This window comes from Streptomyces botrytidirepellens (genome assembly GCF_003721215.1).
Classification (GTDB): domain Bacteria; phylum Actinomycetota; class Actinomycetes; order Streptomycetales; family Streptomycetaceae; genus Streptomyces; species Streptomyces himastatinicus.
On record NZ_RIBZ01000855.1, the window covers coordinates 1 to 22,573 of the forward strand.

Below are 22,573 nucleotides of genomic sequence, written 5' to 3' on the forward strand. Positions count from 1 at the left end.
AGCAGCCCGGGCAGCGCCCCCGCCTCGATCGCGCCGCGCTCGCCCGCCCGACGCGGGATCCACGCGAGCGTGGCGCCGGTGGCGGCCGCGGCCCGTACGGCGGCGGTCAGTCCGCCCGCCACCGACGCCAGCCGCTCGCCGACGACGATGACCGCGCCCTCCTGGCGCAGCGCGTCGGCGGCCCGCTCGCCGTCCTCGTCCAGACCCGTGCGTCCCGCGATCGCGTCCAGCCACTCGGTCTCGGTGCCGGGCGCGGCCGGCAGCAGGGTGCCGCCCGCCTTCTCCAGGCCCCGGGTGGTGTGGGTGGCGAGCGAGAAGGTGCGCTGGCCGTGCTTGCGGTGCGCCTTGCGCAGCCGCAGGAAGACGCCGGGCGCCTCCTCCTCGGCCTCGAACCCGGCCAGCAGCACCGCGGGCGCCTTCTCCAGCGCGGCGTACGTCAGTCCGCTGCCGTCCAGGTCACGGCCGCGGCCCGCGATGTGGGCGGCCAGGAAGTCGGCCTCCTCGTCGCTGTGCTCCCGGGACCGGAAGTCGATGTCGTTGGTCTCCAGGACGGTCCGCGCGAACTTGGCGTACGCGTACGCGTCCTCGACGGTCAGCCGGCCACCGGTCAGCACCCCGGTGCGGCCGCGCGCCGCGGCCAGCCCCTCGGCCGCCGCGGCCAGGGCCTCGGGCCAGCCCGCCGGTTCCAGCTTGCCCGACTCGCGGTTCCGCACCAGCGGGGTGGAGAGCCGGTCGGGAAGCTGGGCGTAGCGGAAGCCGAAGCGCCCCTTGTCGCAGATCCACTCCTCGTTGACCTCGGGGTCGTCCGCGGCGAGCCGCCGCATCACCTTGCCGCGCCGGTGGTCGGTGCGGGTCGCGCAGCCGCCCGCGCAGTGCTCGCACACGCTCGGCGAGGAGACCAGGTCGAAGGGGCGGGAGCGGAACCGGTACGCGGCCGAGGTGAGCGCGCCGACCGGGCAGATCTGGATGGTGTTGCCGGAGAAGTACGACTCGAACGGGTCGCCCTCCCCCGTGCCCACCTGCTGGAGCGCGCCGCGCTCCAGCAGCTCGATCATCGGGTCGCCCGCGATCTGGTTGGAGAAGCGGGTGCAGCGCGCGCACAGCACACAGCGCTCGCGGTCCAGCAGCACCTGGGCCGAGACCGGGACCGGCTTGGCGAACGTCCGCTTGTGGCCCTCGAAGCGGCTGTCGGACTGTCCGGCGCTCATCGCCTGGTTCTGGAGCGGGCATTCACCGCCCTTGTCGCAGACCGGGCAGTCCAGCGGGTGGTTGATCAGCAGCAGCTCCATCACCCCGCGCTGCGCCTTCTCGGCGACCGGCGAGGTGAGCTGGGTCTTCACGACCATTCCGTCGGTGCAGGTGATGGTGCAGGAGGCCATCGGCTTGCGCTGGCCCTCCACCTCGACGATGCACTGGCGGCAGGCGCCCGCGGGGTCGAGCAGCGGATGGTCGCAGAAGCGCGGGATCTCGATCCCGAGGAGTTCGGCGGCGCGGATGACCAGCGTCCCCTTCGGGACGGAGATCTCGATCCCGTCGATGGTGACGGAGACCAGGTCCTCTCGCGGCACCGCCGCCTCCCCGCCTCCCGAGGGTGCGTTGGTGGTCACGGTCATGCGGTCACCCCCAGATGAGTGGTGCGCGGCTCGTCGGCCCAGACGGTGGACTTGGCCGGGTCGAAGGGACAGCCTCCGCCGGTGATGTGCTGCTCGTACTCGGCGCGGAAGTACTTGAGCGAGGAGAAGATGGGGCTGGCGGCGCCGTCGCCCAGCGCGCAGAACGACTTGCCGTTGATGTTGTCGGCGATGTCGGCCAGCTTGTCGAGGTCGGTCATGCGCCCCTTGCCGGCCTCCAGGTCGCGCAGCAGCTGCACCAGCCAGTACGTGCCCTCGCGGCAGGGTGTGCACTTGCCGCAGGACTCATGCGCGTAGAACTCGGTCCAGCGGGTCACCGCCCGCACCACGCAGGTGGTCTCGTCGAAGCACTGGAGGGCCTTGGTGCCCAGCATCGACCCGGCCGCGCCCACGCCCTCGTAGTCCAGCGGGACGTCGAGGTGCTCCTCGGTGAGCAGCGGGGTGGACGAGCCGCCGGGCGTCCAGAACTTCAGCCGGTGGCCGGGGCGCATGCCGCCGCTCATGTCGAGCAGCTGACGCAGGGTGATGCCGAGCGGACCCTCGAACTGGCCGGGGTTGGCCACATGGCCCGACAGCGAGTAGAGCGTGAAGCCCGGGGACTTCTCGCTGCCCATCGAACGGAACCATTCCTTGCCCTTGTTCAGGATCGAGGGAACCGAGGCGATGGATTCGACGTTGTTCACCACAGTGGGGCACGCGTACAGACCGGCGACCGCGGGGAAAGGAGGCCGCAGCCGGGGCTGGCCGCGGCGGCCCTCCAGCGAGTCCAGCAGCGCGGTCTCCTCACCGCAGATGTACGCACCCGCGCCCGCGTGCACCGTGATGTCGAGACCGGGAAGTCCGTCCACCCCGAGCTTCTCCCTGCGCCGCTCGGCCGTGCCCAGGTAGCCCGCCTCGTAGGCCTCGCGCACGGCCTCGTGCAGGCGGCGCAGCACCGGCACGGTCTCACCGCGCAGGTAGATGAAGGCGTGTTCGGAGCGGATGGCGTGACAGGCGATGACCATGCCCTCGATGAGGGCGTGCGGATTGGCGTAGAGGAGGGGGATGTCCTTGCAGGTGCCGGGTTCCGACTCGTCGGCGTTGACGACGAGGTAGTGCGGCTTGCCGTCGCCCTGCGGAATGAACTGCCACTTCATTCCGGTGGGGAAGCCCGCGCCGCCGCGGCCGCGCAGTCCGGCGTCCTTCACCAGCGCGATCACGGCGTCGGGGTCCATGGCGAGCGCCTTGGCGCTGCCCTGGTAGCCCTCGTGCCGCAGATAGGCGCGCAGCGTCCAGGAGTTGGCCTCGTCCCAGTGCGCGGAGAGCACGGGTGCGAGCAGCTTCTCGGGGCTGTGCTCGGATCGCTCGGTCGTCACGGTCATCACTCCCCCTCCTCGGCGACCGGACCTGCCGGGTGGTGCGGATCGGAGGCCGAGGTCCGCTGCGGCGCGTCGTGCGAACTGGGATGCGTCGCCGGCGCCTCGTCCTGCGGGGCTCCCCCGTGCCGCGGCGAGACGACCCGGCCGGGCGCCTCCTCCCCCTTGGCCAGCCGCAGCCCGGTGAGCGAGGCGGGACCGGCGGAGCCACCGGCCTCGACGGCTCCGGGGCGCGGGTCGGGGAAACCGGCGAGGATGCGCGCGGTCTCCTTGAACGTGCACAGCGGCGCGCCGCGGGTCGGGGTGACACCGCGGCCCGCCCGGAGGTCGTCGACCAGCTGCTTGGCGGAGTCCACCGTCTGGTTGTCGAAGAACTCCCAGTTGACCATCACCACGGGCGCGAAGTCGCAGGCCGCGTTGCACTCGATGTGCTCCAGGGTGACCTTGCCGTCCTCGGTGGTCTCCCCGTTGCCCAGCTCCAGATGGTGCTGGAGCTCCTCGAAGATCGCGTCCCCGCCCATCACCGCGCACAGGGTGTTGGTGCACACCCCGACCTGGTAGTCGCCCGAGGCCTTGCGCCGGTACATGGTGTAGAAGGTGGCGACCGCGGTGACCTCTGCGGTGGTCAGGTCCAGCACCTCGGCGCAGAACCGGATGCCGGTGCGGGTGACGTGGCCCTCCTCGGACTGCACCAGGTGCAGCAGCGGCAGCAGGGCGCTGCGGCTGTCCGGGTAGCGGGCGATCACCTCCGCGGCGTCCGCCTCCAGCCGGGACCGCACCTCGGCCGGGTAGTCGGGGGCCGGCAGCTGCGGCATGCCCAGAGTCACATCAGTCACCGGTCGACACCTCCCATCACGGGGTCGATGGACGCGACGGCGACGATCACGTCGGCGACCTGGCCGCCCTCGCACATGGCCGCCACGGCCTGGAGATTGGTGAACGACGGATCGCGGAAGTGGACGCGGTACGGGCGGGTGCCTCCGTCGCTGGCCATGTGCACGCCCAGTTCGCCCTTGGGCGACTCGACGGCCACGTACGTCTGTCCGGGCGGCACCCGGAATCCCTCGGTCACCAGCTTGAAGTGGTGGATCAGGGCCTCCATCGAGGTGCCCATGATGTTCTTGATGTGGTCGAGGGAGTTGCCCAGTCCGTCCGCCCCGAGCGCGAGCTGCGCGGGCCAGGCGATCTTCTTGTCCGCGACCATCACCGGCCCGGGCTCCAGCCGGTCCAGGCACTGTTCGACGATCCGCAGCGACTGGCGCATCTCCTCCAGCCGGATCAGGAACCGGCCGTACGCGTCGCAGGTGTCGGCGGTCGGCACCTCGAAGTCGTACGTCTCGTAGCCGCAGTACGGCTGGGCCTTGCGCAGATCGTGCGGCAGCCCGGTGGAGCGCAGTATCGGGCCGGTCACGCCGAGCGCCATGCAGCCCGCGAGGTCGAGGTAGCCGACGTCCTGGAGGCGGGCCTTGAAGATCGGGTTCCCGGTCGCGAGCTTGTCGTACTCGACCAGGTTCTTGCGCATCGTCTTCAGGAACGCGCGGATCTGGTCGACGGCACCGGGCGGCAGGTCCTGGGCGAGACCGCCGGGCCGGATGTACGCGTGGTTCATCCGCAGGCCGGTGATCAGCTCGTAGAGGTCCAGGATCAGTTCGCGGTCGCGGAAGCCGTAGATCATGACGGTGGTCGCGCCCAGCTCCATGCCTCCGGTGGCGATGCACACCAGGTGGGAGGAGAGCCGGTTCAGCTCCATCATCAGCACCCGGATGATGGTGGCGCGGTCCGGGATCTGGTCCTCGATGCCGAGCAGCTTCTCGACGCCCAGGCAGTACGCCGCCTCGTTGGAGAAGGGCGTCAGGTAGTCCATGCGCGTCACGAACGTGGTGCCCTGCGTCCAGTTCCGGAATTCGAGGTTCTTCTCGATCCCGGTGTGCAGGTAACCGATTCCGCAGCGGGCCTCGGTGACCGTCTCGCCGTCGATCTCCAGGATCAGCCGGAGCACCCCGTGGGTGGAGGGGTGCTGCGGACCCATGTTGACGATGATCCGCTCGTCGTCGGCCTTCGCCGCGGCGGCCACGACCTCGTCCCAGTCGCCGCCGGTGACGGTGTAGACGGTGCCCTCGGTGGTCTCGCGCGCGGAGGCGGAGGGCGTTGCATGAGTAGCAGACATCAGCTGTACGACCTCCGCTGGTCCGGAGCCGGGATCTGGGCGCCCTTGTACTCGACGGGGATGCCGCCGAGGGGGTAGTCCTTGCGCTGCGGAAAGCCCTGCCAGTCGTCCGGCATCATGATCCGCGTGAGCGCGGGGTGACCGTCGAAGACGATGCCGAAGAAGTCGTAGGTCTCCCGCTCGTGCCAGTCGTTGGTCGGATAGACGTCGACGATCGACGGGATGTGCGGATCGCCGTCCGGGGCGCTCACCTCCAGCCGGATCACCCGGTTATGGGTGATCGACCGCAGGTGGTAGACGGCGTGCAGCTCACGGCCCTTGTCGCCGGGGAAGTGAACGCCGCTGACGCCCGTGCACAGCTCGAAGCGGAGCGCCGGGTCGTCGCGCAGGGTCCGGGCGACCCTCGGCAGGTGCTCGCGGGCGATGTGGAAGGTGAGCTCGTCACGGTCCACGACGGTCTTCTCAATCGCGTTGTCCGGGAGCAGCGACTGCTCCTCCAGCGCGCCCTCCAGCTCGTCGGCGACCTCGTCGAACCAGCCCCCGTACGGGCGGCTGGCCTGGCCGGGCAGCCGTACGGGGCGCACCAGACCGCCGTAGCCGGTGGTGTCGCCGCCGTTGTTCGCGCCGAACATGCCGCGCTGGACGCGGATGGCCTCGCCCTGGTCACCACGGCGGCCGGGGAGGTTCTCGGCGTTGAGGTCCTTCTCGGGATTGACCCCGTTACCGTTCGCTGTCACCTCAGCAGCCCCTTCATCTCGATCGTCGGGAGCGCCTTCATCGCCGCTTCCTCCGCCTCACGGGCCGCACGCTCGCGGTTCACGCCGAGCTTCTCCTCGCGGATCTTCTGGTGCAGTTTGAGGATCGCGTCCATGAGCATCTCGGGGCGCGGCGGACAGCCGGGCAGATAGATGTCGACGGGCACGATGTGGTCGACGCCCTGCACGATCGCGTAGTTGTTGAACATGCCGCCGGTGGAGGCGCACACGCCCATTGAGATGACCCACTTCGGGTTCGGCATCTGGTCGTAGACCTGGCGCAGCACCGGGGCCATCTTCTGGCTGACCCGCCCGGCGACGATCATCAGATCGGCCTGCCGGGGCGAGCCGCGGAAGACTTCCATGCCGAAGCGGGCGAGGTCGTAGCGCCCGGCACCCGTCGTCATCATCTCGATGGCGCAGCAGGCCAGGCCGAAGGTGGCCGGGAAGACGGAGGACTTACGGGCCAGCCCGGCGGCCTGTTCGACGGTGGTCAGCAGGAACCCGCTCGGAAGTTTCTCTTCGATACCCATGCGCTGTTTCCCCTATCTCCTCTTGAGCCCCTTTAGTCCCACTCCAGGCCGCCGCGCCGCCAGACGTACCCGTAGGCGACGAAGACGGTGAGCACGAAGAGGAGCATCTCCACGAGCCCGAACAGCCCCAGGGCGTCGAAGGTGACGGCCCAGGGGTAGAGGAAGACGATCTCGATGTCGAAGACGATGAAGAGCATCGCCGTCAGGTAGTACTTGATGGGGAAGCGCCCACCGCCGGCCGGATGCGGAGTCGGTTCGATGCCGCACTCGTAGGCCTCGAGCTTGGCCCGGTTGTAGCGCTTGGGGCCGATGATCGCGGCCATGACCACCGAGAAGATCGCAAAACCTGCCCCGAGTGCTCCCAGTACGAGGATGGGCGCGTATGCGTTCACCGTCCTCGCTCCCTTCAGTCGACGATGACTGGCTGGCGGACCGTACGGACGTGCCCCGACCCCACGAAGATCGCGTTCATGTGAGGCAGTTCACAAGCCCGTTTCGCCTGCATCTTATGCCCGTCGGTCTGTGATCTGCGACACGGGGTACGCCAACGTCTTTGTGATCTCCACCACCTGACGAAGGATCATGAAGTCGGATGAGCGGTGATCTTGTACGTGAAGCATCCATTCGGTCACGAGAGGTGACAATCGAGGATGTCATCACAGGTGAGCGCGGTGCGCCCCTACCAAGACATGGTACATACAGGCAAATTTGAGACGGACACCGTCAGCTGATATTGGCTCCCCATCCTCCTGAGTGACCCGCACTCGACCCCTCCCCGACCCCTCACTCGACCCCGACCCGAGCCGCGATCCGGCACCCCTTGATCGCCGCTTCGCGCGTCCGTTCACGAGCGCCACAAATAGGACACGGGGGAGTGAGGTATCCCACCCCGGAAGTAGTTGTGGATCTCGATTTGAAGGGAACCATTGGTATGCGGGCCGCATCGGTGATAGGCCGCCCGCCGTTACCGCGCGACGCCAAATGCCATGCGTACGCACATGATCGAGGAATTCGGACATGGCACCGGCGCGCGCGATGAAGATCATTTAGCCCGGATTTTGAGCGTGTGCGCGTCAAATGTGGCGCAGCCCACTTTTGTTGATCCGGGCCTTTGGGCCCTGGTACCCAGTGACCTATGTCCCCGATCGCACACATACCCAGCCACCGGAAGCCCCGCCGTGCCGCAGCTCCCACGCGTGCACTCCGCGCAGGGGTGACCGGTGGCTTCCTCACCCTCGCGGTGGCCGGCGCCGCTATGCCCGCCTCCGCCGCCGAGCCCGCCGCCCCCGAGGCGACGCTCGAAATGCCGACCGTCAGCGAATCGCTGGCGAGCACGGCCGCCCAGACCGCTGACGCCACCGAGCAGGCGGCTTCCGGTTATGAGCTCCAGGCCCAGCAGGACCAGGCCGCCGCCCAGGCCAAGACCGCCGCCAAGAAGGCCAAGGCGGTGGCCGACAAGAAGGAGCGCGAGGCCGAAGCTCGCCGCGCCGCCGCCAAGAAGGCCGCCGAGGCCCGGGCCGAGAAGGCGTCCCGCTCCGCCGAGCGCGCCACTCTCTCCACCACCTCGGTCTCCAACGCCACCGGCAACGCCGCCGCGGTGATCAGCTTCCTCAAGGCACAGCTGGGCAAGGCGTATGTGCTGGGATCCAGCGGGCCGTCCTCCTACGACTGCTCCGGTCTGACCCAGGCCGCGTTCAAGCAGGTCGGCGTCGACCTGCCGCGGGTCTCGCAGGACCAGTCCACCGCCGGCACCCAGGTCTCGCTGGACAACCTCCAGCCGGGCGATCTGCTCTACTGGGGCAGCTCCGGCAGCGCGTACCACGTCGGCGTCTACATCGGCGACGGCAAGTTCATCGGCGCCCAGAACCCGAGCACGGGCATCGTCGAGCGTCCGCTGGACTACGACCAGCCGACCGGAGCCGTACGCGTCCTCTGAGAGTCGCCTGAGCCGTCTGAGCCGTCTGAGCCGCCTCAGAAGCTGAAGGCTGTTTTCGGCCATGGGGCCGCCGTTCCTCGCCGCTCGAAGCGGAACGGCGGCCTCACGGCTGTCTACGTGGCGTAGACCTTCTCCACGAACTCACTGATCTGCTGCTCGGAGAGGTGCCGGGCCAGGTCCGCCTCGCTGATCATGCCGACCAGCCGCTTGTTCTTGTCGATCACCGGCAGCCTGCGGATCCGGTGATCCTCCATCTCCCGCAGCACCTCCGAGACGTCGGCGTCCGAGCTGATCCAGCGCGGCGTGCCCTTGGCGAGGTCCCCCGCCGTCATCCGGGCCGGATCGCGGCCCTGGGACACACACCCGACGACGACGTCGCGGTCGGTGAGAATGCCGCACAGCCGCTCCTGGCTGTCGCTGATGGGCAGGGCCCCCACGTCCAGATCGCGCATCAGCTGCGCGGCGCGTTCCAGGTTCTCCGTGGCCGGAATCCACTGTGCGCCCGGGTGCATGATGTCTGCGGCCTTCGTCATGGTGTACCTCCTGAAGGCCCACTGCCGCCTAGAACCGGCCCGTGGGCCCGATCGATCCGGCGTCGCCGCGGCGGACGCGCACGGCGCCCCCCCCTCACTTCCATGTCACCACCGTCGGCGGGCCCGCGCGACCGCCCGGTGCCAGACTGAGAACTGTCGTCAGAGCACCACATGAGCCCCTCGCGCACGATCGTTGAAGGAGCAGCCATGCTCACCACCGATTTCGTTCCCGGCGCACCCAACTGGCTGGATCTCGGCGCCCCCGACACCGAGGCGGCCCGGACCTTCTACGGCGGGCTGCTGGGCTGGTCCTTCGAGTCGGCCGGTCCCGAAGCGGGCGGATACGGATTCTTCACCCACGGCCGCAAGACCGTGGCCGCCCTCGGCCCGCTCACCAACGCCGGGGCCCGGTCCGCCTGGACCCCGTACTTCCAGACCTCCGACGCCGACGCCACCGCGCGCTCCGTCGAGCAGGCGGGCGGCCACGTGCGCGCCGCGCCGTTCGACGTCTTCGACGAGGGGCGGATGGGGCAGTTCACCGACCCCGGAGGCGCCCGGTTCGCGGTCTGGCAGCCGGGCAAGACGGCCGGTCTGGAGGCGGTGACCGAGCCCGGCTCGCTGTGCTGGACCGAGCTGCACTCCCCCGACCCCGCCGCGGCCCGCGTCTTCTACCGCACCGTATTCGGCTGGGAGACCGAGGAGATGTCGTTCCCCGGCGGGACGTACACCGTCCTGTCCACCGCCGGCGGCGGCAAGGACGACACCTTCGGCGGCGTCGCCCAGCTCCAGGAGGGGCATTCGACGCCGCCGCAGTGGCTGCCGTACTTCGAGGTGGCGGACTGCGACCGGGTCGTCGCGAAGGGTCAGGAGCTGGGCGGGTCCGTGCTGATGCCCGCCATGACGTCGGAGGGCATCGGGCGGATGGCGTGGCTGACGGACGTGGCCGGGGCCCCGTTCGGCGTGATCACCAGCGCGAGCCCCGACGCCTGACCCACCGGAACTCCGTTGAGCGTCAGGCGCGCGGTGCCACCTTCGTCAGGGCGTTGATGATGCGGTCCATCGCGTCGCCGCCCGTCGGGTCCGTCAGGTTGGCCAGCAGCTTCAGCGTGAAGCGCATCAGCATCGGATGCGTGAGCCCGCGCTCCGTCGCCAGCTTCATCACCTTCGGGTTGCCGATCAGCTTCACGAACGCGCGGCCCAGCGTGTAGTAGCCGCCGTACACGTCCTTGAGGACCTGCGGATAGCGCCGCAGGGCCATTTCGCGCTGGGCCGGGGTGGCGCGGGAGTGGGCCTGGACGATCACGTCCGCCGCGATCTGCCCGGATTCCATCGCATAGGCGATGCCCTCGCCGTTGAACGGGTTGACCATGCCGCCCGCGTCACCGACCAGCAGCAGCCCACGGGTGTAGTGCGGCTGCCGGTTGAAGGCCATGGGGAGGGCCGCGCCGCGGATCGGGCCGGTCATGTTGTCCGGGGTGTAGCCCCACTCCTCCGGCATGGACGCGCACCACGCCTTGAGGATCTCGCGCCAGTCCAGCTCCTTGAAGGAGGCCGAGGTGTTGAGCACGCCCAGACCGACGTTGCTGGTGCCGTCACCCATGCCGAAGATCCAGCCGTAGCCGGGCAGCAGCCGGTCCTCCGCGCCGCGCCGGTCCCACAACTCCAGCCAGGATTCGAGGTAGTCGTCGTCGTGGCGGGGCGAGGTGAAGTACGTGCGCACCGCCACGCCCATCGGGCGGTCCTCGCGCCGGTGCAGGCCCATGGCGAGGGAGAGCCGGGTGGAGTTGCCGTCGGCGGCGACGACCAGCGGGGCGTGGAAGGTGACCCGCGTCTTCTCCTCGCCCAGCTTCGCCTCGACACCGGTGATGCGGCCGGTGCGGTCGTCGACGATGGGGGCGGTCACGTTGCAGCGCTCGTACAGCCGCGCCCCGGCCTTCTGGGCCTGCCGGGCCAGCTGGTCGTCGAAGTCGTCGCGCTTACGCACCAGACCGTAGTTGGGGTACGCCGCCAGGTCCGGCCAGTCCAGCTCCAGCCGCAGGCCGCCGCCCATGATCCGCAGGCCGCGGTTGCGCAGCCAGCCCGCCTCCTCGGAGATGTCGATGCCCATCGCGACGAGTTGCTTGGTCGCGCGCGGGGTCAGACCGTCGCCGCACACCTTCTCGCGCGGGAACGCCGTCTTCTCCAGCAGCAGGACGTCGAGTCCCGACTTGGCCAGGTGGTACGCCGTAGTGGAACCGGCCGGTCCGGCGCCGACGACGATCACATCGGCGCTGCGCTCCGAGATCCCGGAGGATGCGCTTCCGGTGGCGCTCGCGGTGGGTGCGGTCTCGCTCACGCAGGGTCTCCCGTGGCCTGGGTAACAGCGTGCCGGTCGCGCCGGGCACTGGACAAGTGCAGTCTATGGGGGCGTACTCCTGCACCTGCGAAGGGCGGCCCTCCCATGACCGTGACCCGGCCTGTGATACGGCTCCGCGTACCCACCCCCGAGGACGCCGCCGCCTGGCACCGGGCCTTCGACGACCCGGAGGTGATGGAGTTCCACGGCGGTGCGTCCCAGACCCTCGCCCACTACGAGGAGTTCACCGCCCGCCAGCGCGATCACGCCGAACGGCACGGCTGCTGCTTCTACACGCTGCTCGACGCCTCGGGCGAGGTGGTGGGCTTCACCGGCGCCCAGCCGTGGCCCCACGACTGGGGACCGGCGGGCGAGATCGAGATCGGCTGGCGGCTGGGGCGCGCCCACTCGGGCAGGGGGTACGCCACGGTCGCCGCGCGGGCCGCCCTGGAACGGGTGCGGGCGGCCGGGATCGGGCACGTGGTGGCGATGGTGCACGAGCACAACACGCGGTCGATCGCGGTGGCGCGGCGGCTGGGCATGCGGGTGGCCGAGCACCTGGTGACGCCCGTGTCGAAGTCCCCCGCCCTCTGCTTCCGCCTGGACCTGTGAACCGGTCGGCGGGGCCGCCGCGTCAGGGGCGGGTGGCGCGGTGCAGAGCCACGATGCCGCCGGTCAGATTGCGCCAGGCCGGGCGGGTCCAGCCGGCTTCGCGGAGGCGGGCGGCAAGCCGAGGCTGGTCGGGCCAGGCGCGGATGGACTCGGCGAGGTAGACGTACGCGTCCGGGCTGCTGCTGACCGCCGTCGCGATCGGCGGCAGCGCCCGCATCAGGTACTCGGTGTAGACCGTGCGGAACGGGGCCCAGGTGGGGTGGCTGAATTCGCAGACGACCAGCCGCCCGCCCGGCCGGGTCACCCGCAGCATCTCGCGCAGCGCCCCCTCGGTGTTCTGCACGTTGCGCAGCCCGAAGGAGATCGTGACGGCGTCGAAGACGCCGTCCGCGAAGGGCAGCCGGGTCGCGTCGCCCGCCGTCAGCGGCAGCCGCGGATGACGGCGCTTGCCCTCGCGGAGCATGCCGAGCGAGAAGTCGCACGGCACCACGTACGCACCGGCCGCCGCGTAGGGCAGCGACGAGGTGCCCGTACCGGCGGCGAGGTCGAGCACCCGGTCCCCGGGGCGGGCGTCGACGGCGCGGGCGACCTCCTTGCGCCACAGCCGGGCCTGGCCGAGCGACAGCACGTCGTTGGTCAGGTCGTAGTTGGCCGCCACGTCGTCGAACATGGCGGCGACTTCGTGCGGCTGCTTGTCCAGGGATGCTCGGGTCACCCGCCCATTGTTCACCTCGCCCCCACGCTCGCCCCGCGCAGGGGGCACGACGCGCCGCCCGGTGCGGAAGCCGGCGGCGGGGGGCAGCGGCGGGGTCAGCGGCCAGGTCAGCGGCGGCGGTGCACCAGGCGCCCGGCGAGCACGGTGGCCAGGCAGGCCCCGTCCGCGCCGAAGACCGCCAGATCGGCACGCCCGGCCTCGGCCAGGGCGGGCGGGCCCGGCGGGGCGTCGTGGACGGCGACCTCGTTGCGTTCCGCGGCGGCGCGCAGCCCGGGATCGGCGACGTGCTCCGCCAGGACCGCCGTCGCGCCCAGCCGCAGCAGGGCGTGGATCCGCTCCCGGGGCGTCGGCGCGTCCGGCACCGGCCCGTCGTGGACGAGGGCGGGGCCGAGGGTGCCGGGCCACTGCCGCACCCGGGCCTGCGGATGCGCGGCCCGCAGCTCGTCCAGGGGGCCGATGGCCGCGACGCGGCCGCCGTCGACCAGGACCGCGCCGTCGTGCAGGACCGCGCCCTCGCCGAGGGTGTACCGGACGACGGGCGCCGCGTGGAGCGTGCGCATCAGGAGGCGTCGATCAGCTTCAGCTCGGGGTGCGCCTTGCCGGAGTCGATCGCCGTCGAGGACAGGTGCGAGACGACGTGGTCGTCCACCGGGTCGTTCGCCGGGTCGTCGTGCACCACCAGGTGCTCGTACGTGGTCGCGCGCTGCGCGGGCACCCGCCCGGCCGTGCGGATGAGGTGGAGCAGCTCCATCCGGTTGGAGCGGTGCTTCGCACCGGCGGAGGAGACCACGTTCTCCTCCAGCATCACCGAGCCCAGGTCGTCCGCTCCGTAGTGCAGCGACAGCTGTCCGGCCTCCTTGCCGACGGTCAGCCAGGAGCCCTGGATGTGGGCCACGTTGTCGAGGAAGAGCCGGGCGATCGCGATCATCCGCAGGTACTCGAAGACGGTCGCCTGCGTCTGGCCCTTCAGGTGGTTGTTCTCGGGCTGGTAGGTGTACGGGATGAAGGCGCGGAAGCCGCCCGTCCGGTCCTGTACGTCGCGGATCATGCGGAGGTGCTCGATCCGCTCGGCGTTGGTCTCACCGGTGCCCATGAGCATCGTGGAGGTGGACTCGACCCCGAGGTTGTGGGCGATCTCCATGATCTCCAGCCACCGCTCGCCGGACTCCTTCAGCGGGGCGATGGCCTTGCGCGGCCGCTCGGGCAGCAGCTCGGCGCCCGCGCCCGCGAACGAGTCCAGACCCGCGGCGTGGATGCGGCGGATCGCCTCCTCGACCGATACGCCCGAGATGCGCGCCATGTGCTCGACCTCGGAGGCGCCCAGCGAGTGGATCACCAGCTGGGGGAACGCCTTCTTGATGGCCGAGAAGTGCTTCTCGTAGTACTCGACGCCGTAGTCCGGGTGGTGGCCGCCCTGGAACATGATCTGGGTGCCGCCCAGTTCGACGGTCTCGGCGCAGCGCCGCAGGATGTCGTCGAGGTCGCGGGTCCAGCCCTTGGCGGTGTCCTTGGGCGCGGCGTAGAACGCGCAGAACCGGCACGCCGTCACGCACACGTTGGTGTAGTTGATGTTCCGCTCGATGATGTACGTCGCGATGTGCTCGGTACCCGCGTAGCGACGGCGGCGTACGGCGTCGGCGGCGGCCCCCAGGGCGTGCAGCGGCGCCGACCGGTAGAGGTCGAGCGCCTCCTCCGGGGTGATGCGCCCCCCGGCGGCGGCACGGTCGAGGACTGCCTTCAGCGTGGCGTGTGCGGTCACCGGGGCGTCCCTTTCGGAGGTGTTCGGGCGGACCGACCCAGCGTACGCCCCCGGTCGTCAGCGCAAGCGGCGCAGGGTACCGGTCGGATCGCCCGCCTGCCGGTCCTTCGCCCGGTACTTCAGGGTGCCGTCGGAGCCGAGGGTGTACTGCTCGTCCGTCGAGCTGTCGCTGCACCCCGTCCGGGGCCCGTCCCCCCGGAAGCGGGCGTCGAGGTGCAGCTCCTTCTGCGTCGCGGAAACCAGCTTCCAGGTGAAGTCGCAGCGCACCACGGACAGCTTCACCCGGCCCGACGCGACCTGCTGACCGGTGGAACCGCGCTGGAAGGTGATGGTCATGGTGCCGACGGGGATGCCGTTCCGAGAGGTGAGGTCGCCCTGCCAGGTGCCGAGGAACGCCTTGGGCACGTCCGATCCGCCGGACGAGTCCGACGCCCCCGGGCTGGCCGGGCGGGTCTGGGTGGGGCCGTCGGCCGCCGTGTCGCCGCCCGGGTCCCCGGACATGTTCTGGACGAGGAACACGGCGGTCGTGGCGATCGCGAGCGCGCCCGCGACGGACAGCACCAGGGAGCAACTCAGCGCCTTGGGGCGCTTCTTGCCGCCGAGGGCGGCGGAGAGCGCGAAGCCGCGGCCACCCTGCTGCCCGGCGGCGGCGCCGCCGCTCGACGGCTGGTTGGGGGGCGGGGTCGCGGGGTCGCCCGGCCCGTGGCCCGGCTGGTTCCCGTACGACGGCTGGTTCGTGTACGTCGGGGGCGGGCCGAACGCGCCCAGCACGGGGGCCGACGCGGGTGTTCCGGAGACAGGCCCGGGAACGGGCGTCCCGGACGCGGGGGTTCCGGAGGCAGGTCCGGGCACGGGCGTTCCGGAGGCGGGTGTTCCGGACGCAGGCACTGCGGGTGTTCCGGACGCGGGCACTCCGGACACGGGCGTTCCCGGCGCGGCGGGCGACGGCGCGACCGCCTCCGCCTCCAGGTCGAGCAGTTCGACCGCCTGCCGACTCACCCGCTCGATCAGCGCGCCCGGCAGCCAGCCGGACCGTACGAGCCCCGAGGCGCCGTCCGCGGGGGCCAGGCGGCGCGCGATCTGCTCGGGGGCGGGGCGGTCCGCCGGGTTCTTGGCCAGGCACTCGGCGACCACGTCGCGCAGCTCACCGGTCAGCTCCGGCCCGAGCTGCGGCTCCTCGTGGACCACCTTGTAGAGCAGCGAGGCCGAGCTGTCGCCGGGGAAGGGCTGCTCGCCGGTGGCCGCGTACGTCAGCACGGCGCCCAGCGAGAAGACGTCGGCCGCACCGCTCACGGGCTGGCCGAGGATCTGCTCGGGCGCCATGTAGCCGGGCGAGCCGATGGAGGCGCCGGTGGAGGTGAGGGAGACGGTGCCCTCGGTGGCCCGGGCGATACCGAAGTCGATCAGCCGTGGGCCGTCGAGGGCGAGCAGCACGTTGGACGGCTTGACGTCGCGGTGGACCAGGGCCAGCCCGTGGACGGCGCCCAGCGCCTCCGCAAGACCGGCGGCCAGGGCCCGTACCGAGGACTCGGGCAGCGGGCCCTCGTCGTTGACGGCCTGGCTGAGCGAGGGGCCCGCCACATACCCGGTCGCCACCCACGGAACGCGTGCCTCCGGGTCGGCATCGAGGACCGGCGCGGTCCAGGACCCACCGACCCGGCGCGCGGCGTCGACCTCGCGCCGGAAGCGCGCGCGGAACTCCTCGTCGAGCGCGAAGTGCGCGTGCACCACCTTCACCGCAACGGTGCGCCCGCCCGCGCTGCGGCCCAGGTACACCACGCCCATGCCGCCGGAACCGAGCCGTCCGAGCAGCCGGTACGCCCCGATGACCTGCGGATCCTCCGCTCCCAGCGGCTGCATGTGCCTCCCCCGTCGACTGCGCCGGACCAGCTTAGGCGGGCATGACAGCAGCGGCACAGCCCGGTCGGCTAACCCTTCGCTGCGGGGGCGTCCAGCAGGTCCACCCGGACGTCCGCCGGGAAGCCGGTCGTCGGGCCGGTCCGGCGGGCGAACTCGGCGATACCCTCCAGCTGCTTCGCCCCCAGGGAGAAGTCGAGGGTGGTGAAGTAGCGCTCCAGCACCGACGCGTCCAGGTCCTCCCAGCGCGCGGCGTGCTCGGCGACCTTGCCGGCCTCCTCCAGGGACAGGTTCCGGGACTCCAGGAACGCCCGGTGCACCTCACGCACGATCTCCGGCTCGCGCTCCAGGTACTCACGGCGGGCGGCCCAGACCGCGAAGACGAAGGGGAGTCCGGTCCACTCCTTCCACATCTGTCCCAGGTCATGGACCTGGAGGCCCAGCTTCGGGGCGTGGTGGAGGTTGGCCCGCAGCGCGGCGTCGCCGATCAGCACCCCCGCGTCGGCCTCCTGCATCATCAGGCTGAGGTCGGGCGGGCAGGTGTAGTAGTCGGGCTCGATCCCGTACCGCTCGGCGAGCAGCAGCTGGGCCAGGCGTACGGAGGTCCGCGAGGCCGAGCCGAGGGCGACGCGCTCCTTGTCCAGCCGCTCCAGCGGCACCTTCGAGACGATCACGCACGACATGACGGGTCCGTCGCAGCCCACCGCGATGTCGGACAGCGCGACCAGGTCGTCGGCATTGCGCAGATACTCGACGAGGCTGATCGGGCCGATGTCGAGGCTGCCTTCGACGAGCTGGTCGTTGAGCGCGTCGGGCGAGGCCTTGGTCAGCTCGAAGTCGAGCAGCGAGCCGGTCCGGGCGAGACCCCAATACAGCGGCATGCAATTGAGGTACTGGATGTGACCGACCCTCGGCCTGTCGCGACGGCCCAGCGAGCCGGGGATGACGCTTTCGGCGGCGTCCGGTGTACTCCGCGAGGGGGAACTCGGTGAATTGTCCACAACCGGAGGCTAGCGCCGCTCTTCCCCCGAACCTGCGGCGGGGGGACCCGGATGGGCCCGATATCTCGCGGCGCCGAGGGCTCGACCTGCGATCCTGTCCCGCCCAGGAGATCCGGAAACCCTCGTATTCGTGATCTTCGACTCTTTCCCCTTGGACACAGAGCGTGCTAGGCTCGCCGCAAGTTGCAGTTTGGTTTCCCTTGCAGTACAGAGCCTGCGGAGCATGTAACCGCGGGCTTTTGTAGTTTTCAGACTTCTTGCAGGTTCTGGAGCAGGGCAACCCTTTGGCCCAAGGAGGGCTTTATGGCTACCGGAACCGTCAAGTGGTTCAACGCCGAGAAGGGCTTCGGCTTCATCGCCCAGGACGGCGGCGGCCCCGATGTCTTCGTTCACTACTCCGCGATCAACGCGTCTGGCTTCCGCTCCCTGGAGGAGAACCAGGCCGTGACCTTCGACGTCACCCAGGGCCCGAAGGGCCCGCAGGCTGAGAACGTCAGCGCGGTCTGAGTCAGCAGTACCCAAGGAGCCCTGCTCCCCCGCACCGGCGGGGTGGCGGGGCTCCTGCCTTTTCCGGCCTTTTCTATTCACGGACCGTTCATTTTCTTTCGAAAGCGAAACCCCGAGCTTCACGCTCCGTAGCGGATCAGCGACACACCGTCGACACCGCCCACCTGATCGGGTTAACGTTTCAATCATGGGGCGGACCAAGGGTCGGGGGCGGCGAACGGTCACGGTGCACCACGTACGGGCCGCGGTGCACGGCGCGCAGCGGCTCGGCGTCGACACCGCACCGCTGCTCCAGCGGGCCCGGATACCGCCGCTGCTGCTCGGCGACGACCGCGCGCGCTTCTCCCCCGAGCAGTTCGCCCGCCTGGTGCGCGCCCTGCACCGGGCCACGGGGGACGAGTTCCTGGGGCTCGGCTCCGCGCGCAGCCGGCCCGGCACGTTCGCCATGATGTGCTACGCCTCGCTCGGCTGCCCCGACCTCGGCACCGCCCTGGAGCGCGGCGCCCGCTTCTACCGGCTCTTCCCCGGCGGGCCGAACCTGGCGCTGGAGCACGGCGAGGGCCAGGAGGCGGTGTTCGGCCTCCGCGGGCAGTTACGCACCCGCCACGAGAGCCAGATCGTCGCCGAATGGCTGATGCTCATCTGGCACCGGCTCGCGGGCTGGCTGATCGGACGCCGGATCCCGCTGCTGTGGACCCAGTTCGCCCACCCCGCGCCCCCGCACGCCGACGAGTACGAGCAATTGTTCGGCTGCACCCCGTACTTCGGCGGGGACCGCACGGCGGCCGGATTCGATCCCCGCTGGCTCTCCGCGCCCGTCATCCAGGACGAGGCGTCCCTCCAGGCGCTGTTGCGCCGCGCACCCGACGGGCTGCTCGGCCGCCCCGAGTACGGCACGACCGTGGCCCAGCAGGTGCGCCACGTGCTCGCCGGTGGGCTGCGGACGGGCGGGCCGCGCACCGGCGGCGGGCCCGGCATCCGCCGCGCCGGACGGCTGCCGGAGCTGCGGGAGGTCGCGGCCCGGCTCGCGGTCAGCCCGGCGACGCTGCGCCGGCGGCTGGACGAGGAGGACACCTCGTTCCAGCAACTCAAGGACCAGGTGCGGCGGGACGCGGCGATCGGCAGCCTGCGCGAGACCGGCGAACCGATCGAGGAGCTGGCGGTGCGGCTGGGCTTCTCCGAAGCCGCCGCGTTCCACCGGGCGTTCCGGCGCTGGACGGGGATGACACCGGGCGCGTACCGGCTGGCGTACGGCCACACGGCCGGGTGACGCGCGGGGTGAAACGCGGGGTGAAACGCGCCCGGTGAGACATGAGGCCAGCAAATCTGAGCGCTCCGGTCAGCAACAGACAAACCACACGTCTCTACGGTCCCCCACACAGCACCGCAGCACATCGCACCCATGGGAGAGCCGTATGCGCACCCGCACCACCGTGCTCGCCGCCCTCGCCGCCCTGGCCCTGCCGGCCGCGCTGTCCACCGCACCAGCGGCCATGGCCACGACCGACACCCCCCGGACCGCCACCACCCAGGGCGAGCCGGGTGACATCGTCACCAAGTCCCCGACCTCGTTCCGCACCGTGCCCGGCGCGCCGGTCACCACCCGCTCCTGGCACATCACCTATCGCTCGACCACCGCCCGGGGCACCGCCAACACCGTCTCCGGCACCGTCATCGTCCCCGACGACGGCAAGACCGGCCCCCGTCCGCTGGTCACCTGGGGCATGGGCGCCGTCGGCCTCGCCGACGGCTGTGCGGCCTCCGGCCGCTTCCCGCAGGGCACCAGCTCCGAGGGCCAGCTGATCGACCTCGCGCTGCGCCGCGGCTGGGCCGTCGCCGTCAGCGACTACGAGGGCCTGGGCACCCCCGGCGACCACACCTACACGGTCGGCCGGTCCGAGGGGCACGCCCTGCTGGACGCGGCGCGCGCCGCTCAGCGGCTCCCCGAGGCGGGCCTCTCGCCGGACGGCCCGGTCGGGATCATGGGGTACTCGCAGGGCGGCCAGGCGGCGGGCTGGGCCGCCCAGCTGCGCGCCTCGTACGCGCCCGAGCTGCGGGTGAAGGGGACGGTCGCCGGGGGCGTCCCCGCCGATCTGCCCGCCACCCTCGAGTACAACGACGGCGGTGTGGGCGCCGGACTCGCCCTGATGGCGCTCGCCGGGCAGGACGCCGCCTTCCCCGAACTGGCGCTCGACTCCTACCTCAACCAGAAGGGCAAGGACGACGTCGCCTTCATGCGGAACAACTGCGTCTCGATCAGCACCATCGCCGGGCTCTTCCAGAACCTGTCCGAGGTGACCGTCCGGGATCCGCTGGCCTCGCCGTTCTGGCAGCTCGCGCTGCGCGCCTCGTATCTGGGCGACCGCGCCCCCGACCATCCGGTCCACCTCTACCAGGGCACGGTGGACGAGCTGATCCCGTACCAGGTCGGCGCGGACCTGCGCGCCCGGTGGTGCGAGAAGGGGGCGCCGGTGGAGTGGAAGAGCTATCCGACCGACCATGTGACGACCGCGATCACCGGGGTCCCGGCCGCCATGGCCTGGCTCGGCGCGCGGCTCGCCGACGAGCCGGCCGCCGGTAACTGCGGCACCTGAGTGAGCCACGGCCTCCGGTTCCCCCGGGAGGCCCTGTGCGCATGCGGCGCCCCGCGGCCCCTCGTACGTTGAAGCTCTCGGGCCTCACACGAACGAGGGGTTTGCGGACGTGGGTCGATGTAATGGCGCCCGTTTCACCCGGCGGTGTATACGCGTCGCGGTGAGCGCGTCCCTGACCGCCGGGCTGTGCGCGGGGCTGCCCGCGTCACCGGCTGTCGCCGCCGACTGCCCGGACGACCCGAACACGGCCGGATCGGTGGACGGTTCGGAGCTGACGTACACCCTGCACACCAAGTACACCGCGGAGTGGGCACGGGCCCGGGAGGCCTGGAACGCCCTGGGCAAGGTCGACATCAAGCCGCACACCGGCACGGCTTACGCGGACGTCGACGCGACCGATGTCGACCGCGCCGACATCGGCTGGTCGGGGCTGTGGGAATCGCATGACCTGGGCTCCGACGACATCGTCCTCAACGCCCACTTCCTCGCCGCCTACCCGTCCGACGTGAAGCGCGGCGTCGTCACCCACGAGCTGGGCCACGCCCTCCGGCTGGGCCACCGCTCCTCCCCCGGCGCCATCATGTACTGCAACGACACCCGCACCGCCTTCGCCCCCGCGTCCGCCGACATCGCCGCGTACCGGGCCGTGTGGGGCTCATGAGCCCCCGCACCGGAACGATCGCGCTGGCCACGGCCCTGGTGGCGGCGGGCGGTTGCTCGCTGGCCTGGTTCGAGGTCCCCTACGGCAGTACGCACTACCACCCCACCTACGCGGTCCGGCTGGACACGCCGGGGCTCGCCGCGGGCTGGGCCGATGACGTCTTCATCGGCAAGGTCACCGCCCGCGAGGGGGTGCGGCGCACCGACGGCGACCGGCTGCTGTGGACGACGTACCGGGTCGAGGTCCAGTCCGCCCTCAAGGGGAAGGTGTCCGGGAGCGTACGGGTCGCCCAGGAGGGCGGCGACGATCCGCTGCGGCGGCAACGGATCGTGGTGGGCGAGGCCCCGGCTCTGCTGCCCGGGCGGACGTATCTGCTGGCCACCCGGGTGGCACCGGACGGCTGGCACACCGCGCCGTCCAACTTCCTGCCGCTGGAGCTGGCGCCGGACAAGGCGGGCTCGGACAGCGGAACGGACCCGTCCGCGGAATGGCGGGAGGGCGTCAGCCATCCGGTGTCCCAGCGGGACGTGCACCCCTCGGCGGTGTCCCGCGCGGCGGACCCGGCGGCGCTGTACGCGCGGGCGCGCCTCGACTGACCCGCGCCGGGGCCCCGCCGGGGCTCATCGGGCGGGGCTCATCGGGCAGGGCTCATCGGGCGGGGCCTAGCGGGCGGGCGACCAGCCCTGTCCGCACAGCAGGTTGCCGAGCCCCGCCCAGGCGAAGTTCATGAGGGTGGCCGCCGCCTCCTGGGCCGAGGGGCCGTCCGGCTCCGCGCCGTCGCCCGCCCAGTCCGCCAGCGACTCGGCCGCCCCGACCAGCGCGTGCGCGAGCCCGGACACCTCGGCGGCCGCCATCCGCCGCTCCGGTGACGGCGCGCCCTTCCGCGCCGCCGCCGCGATCAGCTGGGTCACGAACGCCACGATCTCCGCCCGCATCGCCGCCACTTCGTGCGCGTAAGGGTGCCCGTGGGTGCGCGCCTGAACGTGCAACAGCGCCCATCCGTCGGGGTGCCGGGCGGTGTGCGCGAAGAAGCCGCTCAGCCCGCTCCACAGCTGGCGGTCCGGCGGCGCGCCCCGCTCGACCGCACCCCGCACCGCGGCCACCAGCGACGCCGCCTCCCGCCGGACGCACGCCGCGAACAGCTCTTCCTTGGAGTTGAGGTACAGATAGACCAGCGGTTTGGACACCCCGGCCAGTTCGGCGATGTCGTCCATCGAGGCGTTCTGGTAGCCGCGCCGCGCGAAGGCCCGCACCGCCGCGTCCAGCATCTGCTGCTCCCGCACCACCCGCGGTACGCGCTTGCTCCTCGTCGCCCCGCCCACGCGGACCGCCCCCTCACGACAGTGCCCCCGCACACTCTTACGCCCCCAGCCTACGGCGGACCGGGACGAAGATCACGTGCTCGGCACCTCACTCTTGTCACGGCTCGCGGCTCCCTTCACAGTGTCAACAGCGCATGTGCAACGCCCCGTTCAGCGCCACCGTTCAGCTCCGCACGCACCGAGCGAAGGAGATACGGACGATGCCCTCCCGCCGCCGCGCCGCCGCCGCACTCGCCGCACTGGCCGCCGCGCCCCTGCTCCCCACCCCCGCCGAGGCCCGCTCCCGGCCCCGGCCCGCCG

General features: G+C 71.3%; 23 protein-coding genes. 8 read left to right on the forward strand and 15 right to left on the reverse strand.

The features are described from left to right. From EEJ42_RS45350 to EEJ42_RS45380, 7 genes are all read right to left on the reverse strand, one after another. Positions 1-1,613, reverse strand: a 1,613-nt coding sequence (locus tag EEJ42_RS45350; RefSeq protein WP_123107978.1) for an NADH-quinone oxidoreductase subunit G, incomplete at its 3' end; no start/stop codon positions are given. After that, on the reverse strand, positions 1,610-2,992 hold the full coding sequence (gene nuoF / locus EEJ42_RS45355) for an NADH-quinone oxidoreductase subunit NuoF (RefSeq protein ID WP_123107979.1): 1,383 nt from the start codon (positions 2,990-2,992) through the stop codon (positions 1,610-1,612). The genes nuoF and EEJ42_RS45350, both read right to left, overlap by 4 nt. After that, positions 2,992-3,801, reverse strand: a complete 810-nt coding sequence (gene nuoE, locus EEJ42_RS45360; protein WP_123107980.1) for an NADH-quinone oxidoreductase subunit NuoE — start codon at positions 3,799-3,801, stop codon at positions 2,992-2,994. Before nuoE ends, nuoF begins: the two co-directional genes overlap by 1 nt. A 17-nt stretch (positions 3,802-3,818) precedes the next feature. After that, positions 3,819-5,153 (reverse strand): NADH-quinone oxidoreductase subunit D, encoded by a 1,335-nt coding sequence (locus tag EEJ42_RS45365; RefSeq protein ID WP_123107981.1) that lies wholly within the window; start codon positions 5,151-5,153, stop codon positions 3,819-3,821. After that, positions 5,153-5,890: an NADH-quinone oxidoreductase subunit C gene (locus tag EEJ42_RS45370; RefSeq protein ID WP_123107982.1), complete on the reverse strand. Its 738-nt coding sequence runs from the start codon at positions 5,888-5,890 to the stop codon at positions 5,153-5,155. The genes EEJ42_RS45365 and EEJ42_RS45370 overlap by 1 nt, the downstream gene beginning before the upstream one ends. Beyond that, complete coding sequence (locus tag EEJ42_RS45375) at positions 5,887-6,441, reverse strand: NuoB/complex I 20 kDa subunit family protein (protein WP_123107983.1); 555 nt, start codon at positions 6,439-6,441, stop codon at positions 5,887-5,889. Before EEJ42_RS45375 ends, EEJ42_RS45370 begins: the two co-directional genes overlap by 4 nt. 32 nt (positions 6,442-6,473) lie before the next feature. Continuing rightward, the gene (locus EEJ42_RS45380; RefSeq protein WP_009715964.1) at positions 6,474-6,833 is read right to left on the reverse strand and encodes an NADH-quinone oxidoreductase subunit A; all 360 of its coding nucleotides are present in this window, start codon (positions 6,831-6,833) and stop codon (positions 6,474-6,476) included. Positions 6,834-7,576: 743 nt separating this feature from the next. Here EEJ42_RS45380 and EEJ42_RS45385 point away from each other — a divergent pair. After that, a complete protein-coding gene (locus EEJ42_RS45385; RefSeq protein WP_123107984.1) occupies positions 7,577-8,377 on the forward strand; it encodes a C40 family peptidase in 801 nt (266 codons plus the stop codon). A 113-nt stretch (positions 8,378-8,490) separates the two neighbouring features. Here EEJ42_RS45385 and EEJ42_RS45390 read toward each other — a convergent pair whose 3' ends face one another. Next, positions 8,491-8,910 (reverse strand): CBS domain-containing protein, encoded by a 420-nt coding sequence (locus EEJ42_RS45390; protein WP_123107985.1) that lies wholly within the window; start codon positions 8,908-8,910, stop codon positions 8,491-8,493. Positions 8,911-9,117: 207 nt separating this feature from the next. On the opposite strand from EEJ42_RS45390, the gene EEJ42_RS45395 reads away from it, so the two are divergent. Continuing rightward, positions 9,118-9,900 carry a VOC family protein gene (locus EEJ42_RS45395; protein ID WP_123107986.1) on the forward strand — a complete coding sequence of 261 codons (783 nt, stop codon included), beginning with the start codon at positions 9,118-9,120 and terminating at the stop codon, positions 9,898-9,900. A gap of 22 nt (positions 9,901-9,922) precedes the next feature. On the opposite strand, the gene EEJ42_RS45400 is transcribed toward EEJ42_RS45395, so the two are convergent. Beyond that, positions 9,923-11,245 carry a geranylgeranyl reductase family protein gene (locus EEJ42_RS45400; protein ID WP_425473077.1) on the reverse strand — a complete coding sequence of 441 codons (1,323 nt, stop codon included), beginning with the start codon at positions 11,243-11,245 and terminating at the stop codon, positions 9,923-9,925. Between the two features lie 105 nt (positions 11,246-11,350). On the opposite strand from EEJ42_RS45400, the gene EEJ42_RS45405 reads away from it, so the two are divergent. Next, positions 11,351-11,857, forward strand: a complete 507-nt coding sequence (locus EEJ42_RS45405; RefSeq protein WP_123107987.1) for a GNAT family N-acetyltransferase — start codon at positions 11,351-11,353, stop codon at positions 11,855-11,857. A 22-nt stretch (positions 11,858-11,879) separates the two neighbouring features. Here the strand turns inward: EEJ42_RS45405 and EEJ42_RS45410 are convergent, their stop codons facing one another. The 5 genes from EEJ42_RS45410 to EEJ42_RS45430 form a co-directional block, all read right to left on the reverse strand. Further along, positions 11,880-12,572, reverse strand: a complete 693-nt coding sequence (locus EEJ42_RS45410) for a demethylmenaquinone methyltransferase (protein WP_123107988.1) — start codon at positions 12,570-12,572, stop codon at positions 11,880-11,882. Between the two features lie 107 nt (positions 12,573-12,679). After that, positions 12,680-13,132 carry an imidazolonepropionase-like domain-containing protein gene (locus EEJ42_RS45415; RefSeq protein WP_123107989.1) on the reverse strand — a complete coding sequence of 151 codons (453 nt, stop codon included), beginning with the start codon at positions 13,130-13,132 and terminating at the stop codon, positions 12,680-12,682. Continuing rightward, positions 13,132-14,331 carry a cyclic dehypoxanthinyl futalosine synthase gene (mqnC, locus tag EEJ42_RS45420; RefSeq protein ID WP_123107990.1) on the reverse strand — a complete coding sequence of 400 codons (1,200 nt, stop codon included), beginning with the start codon at positions 14,329-14,331 and terminating at the stop codon, positions 13,132-13,134. The genes EEJ42_RS45415 and mqnC overlap by 1 nt, the downstream gene beginning before the upstream one ends. Before the next feature lie 57 nt (positions 14,332-14,388). Continuing rightward, positions 14,389-16,191 (reverse strand): serine/threonine protein kinase, encoded by a 1,803-nt coding sequence (locus tag EEJ42_RS45425; protein ID WP_123107991.1) that lies wholly within the window; start codon positions 16,189-16,191, stop codon positions 14,389-14,391. A 68-nt stretch (positions 16,192-16,259) separates the two neighbouring features. Further along, a complete protein-coding gene (locus tag EEJ42_RS45430; protein WP_123107997.1) occupies positions 16,260-17,132 on the reverse strand; it encodes a menaquinone biosynthetic enzyme MqnA/MqnD family protein in 873 nt (290 codons plus the stop codon). Between the two features lie 360 nt (positions 17,133-17,492). On the opposite strand from EEJ42_RS45430, the gene EEJ42_RS45435 reads away from it, so the two are divergent. The 5 genes from EEJ42_RS45435 to EEJ42_RS45455 all read left to right on the forward strand — a co-directional run bounded on the left by EEJ42_RS45435 (position 17,493) and on the right by EEJ42_RS45455 (position 21,547). Next, entirely contained in the window at positions 17,493-17,696 is a 204-nt protein-coding gene (locus EEJ42_RS45435) for a cold-shock protein (RefSeq protein WP_009715975.1), read from the forward strand. Between the two features lie 187 nt (positions 17,697-17,883). Further along, positions 17,884-18,966 (forward strand): AraC family transcriptional regulator, encoded by a 1,083-nt coding sequence (locus EEJ42_RS45440; protein ID WP_123107992.1) that lies wholly within the window; start codon positions 17,884-17,886, stop codon positions 18,964-18,966. Positions 18,967-19,111: 145 nt separating this feature from the next. Then, positions 19,112-20,290 carry a lipase family protein gene (locus EEJ42_RS45445; protein WP_123107993.1) on the forward strand — a complete coding sequence of 393 codons (1,179 nt, stop codon included), beginning with the start codon at positions 19,112-19,114 and terminating at the stop codon, positions 20,288-20,290. A 160-nt stretch (positions 20,291-20,450) separates the two neighbouring features. Continuing rightward, positions 20,451-20,951: a matrixin family metalloprotease gene (locus tag EEJ42_RS45450; RefSeq protein WP_246097850.1), complete on the forward strand. Its 501-nt coding sequence runs from the start codon at positions 20,451-20,453 to the stop codon at positions 20,949-20,951. Further along, positions 20,948-21,547 (forward strand): hypothetical protein, encoded by a 600-nt coding sequence (locus EEJ42_RS45455; RefSeq protein WP_246097851.1) that lies wholly within the window; start codon positions 20,948-20,950, stop codon positions 21,545-21,547. The genes EEJ42_RS45450 and EEJ42_RS45455 overlap by 4 nt, the downstream gene beginning before the upstream one ends. Positions 21,548-21,613: 66 nt before the next feature. Here the strand turns inward: EEJ42_RS45455 and EEJ42_RS45460 are convergent, their stop codons facing one another. Continuing rightward, a complete protein-coding gene (locus EEJ42_RS45460) occupies positions 21,614-22,219 on the reverse strand; it encodes a TetR/AcrR family transcriptional regulator (RefSeq protein WP_123107998.1) in 606 nt (201 codons plus the stop codon). Between the last annotated feature and the right edge of the window lie 354 nt (positions 22,220-22,573).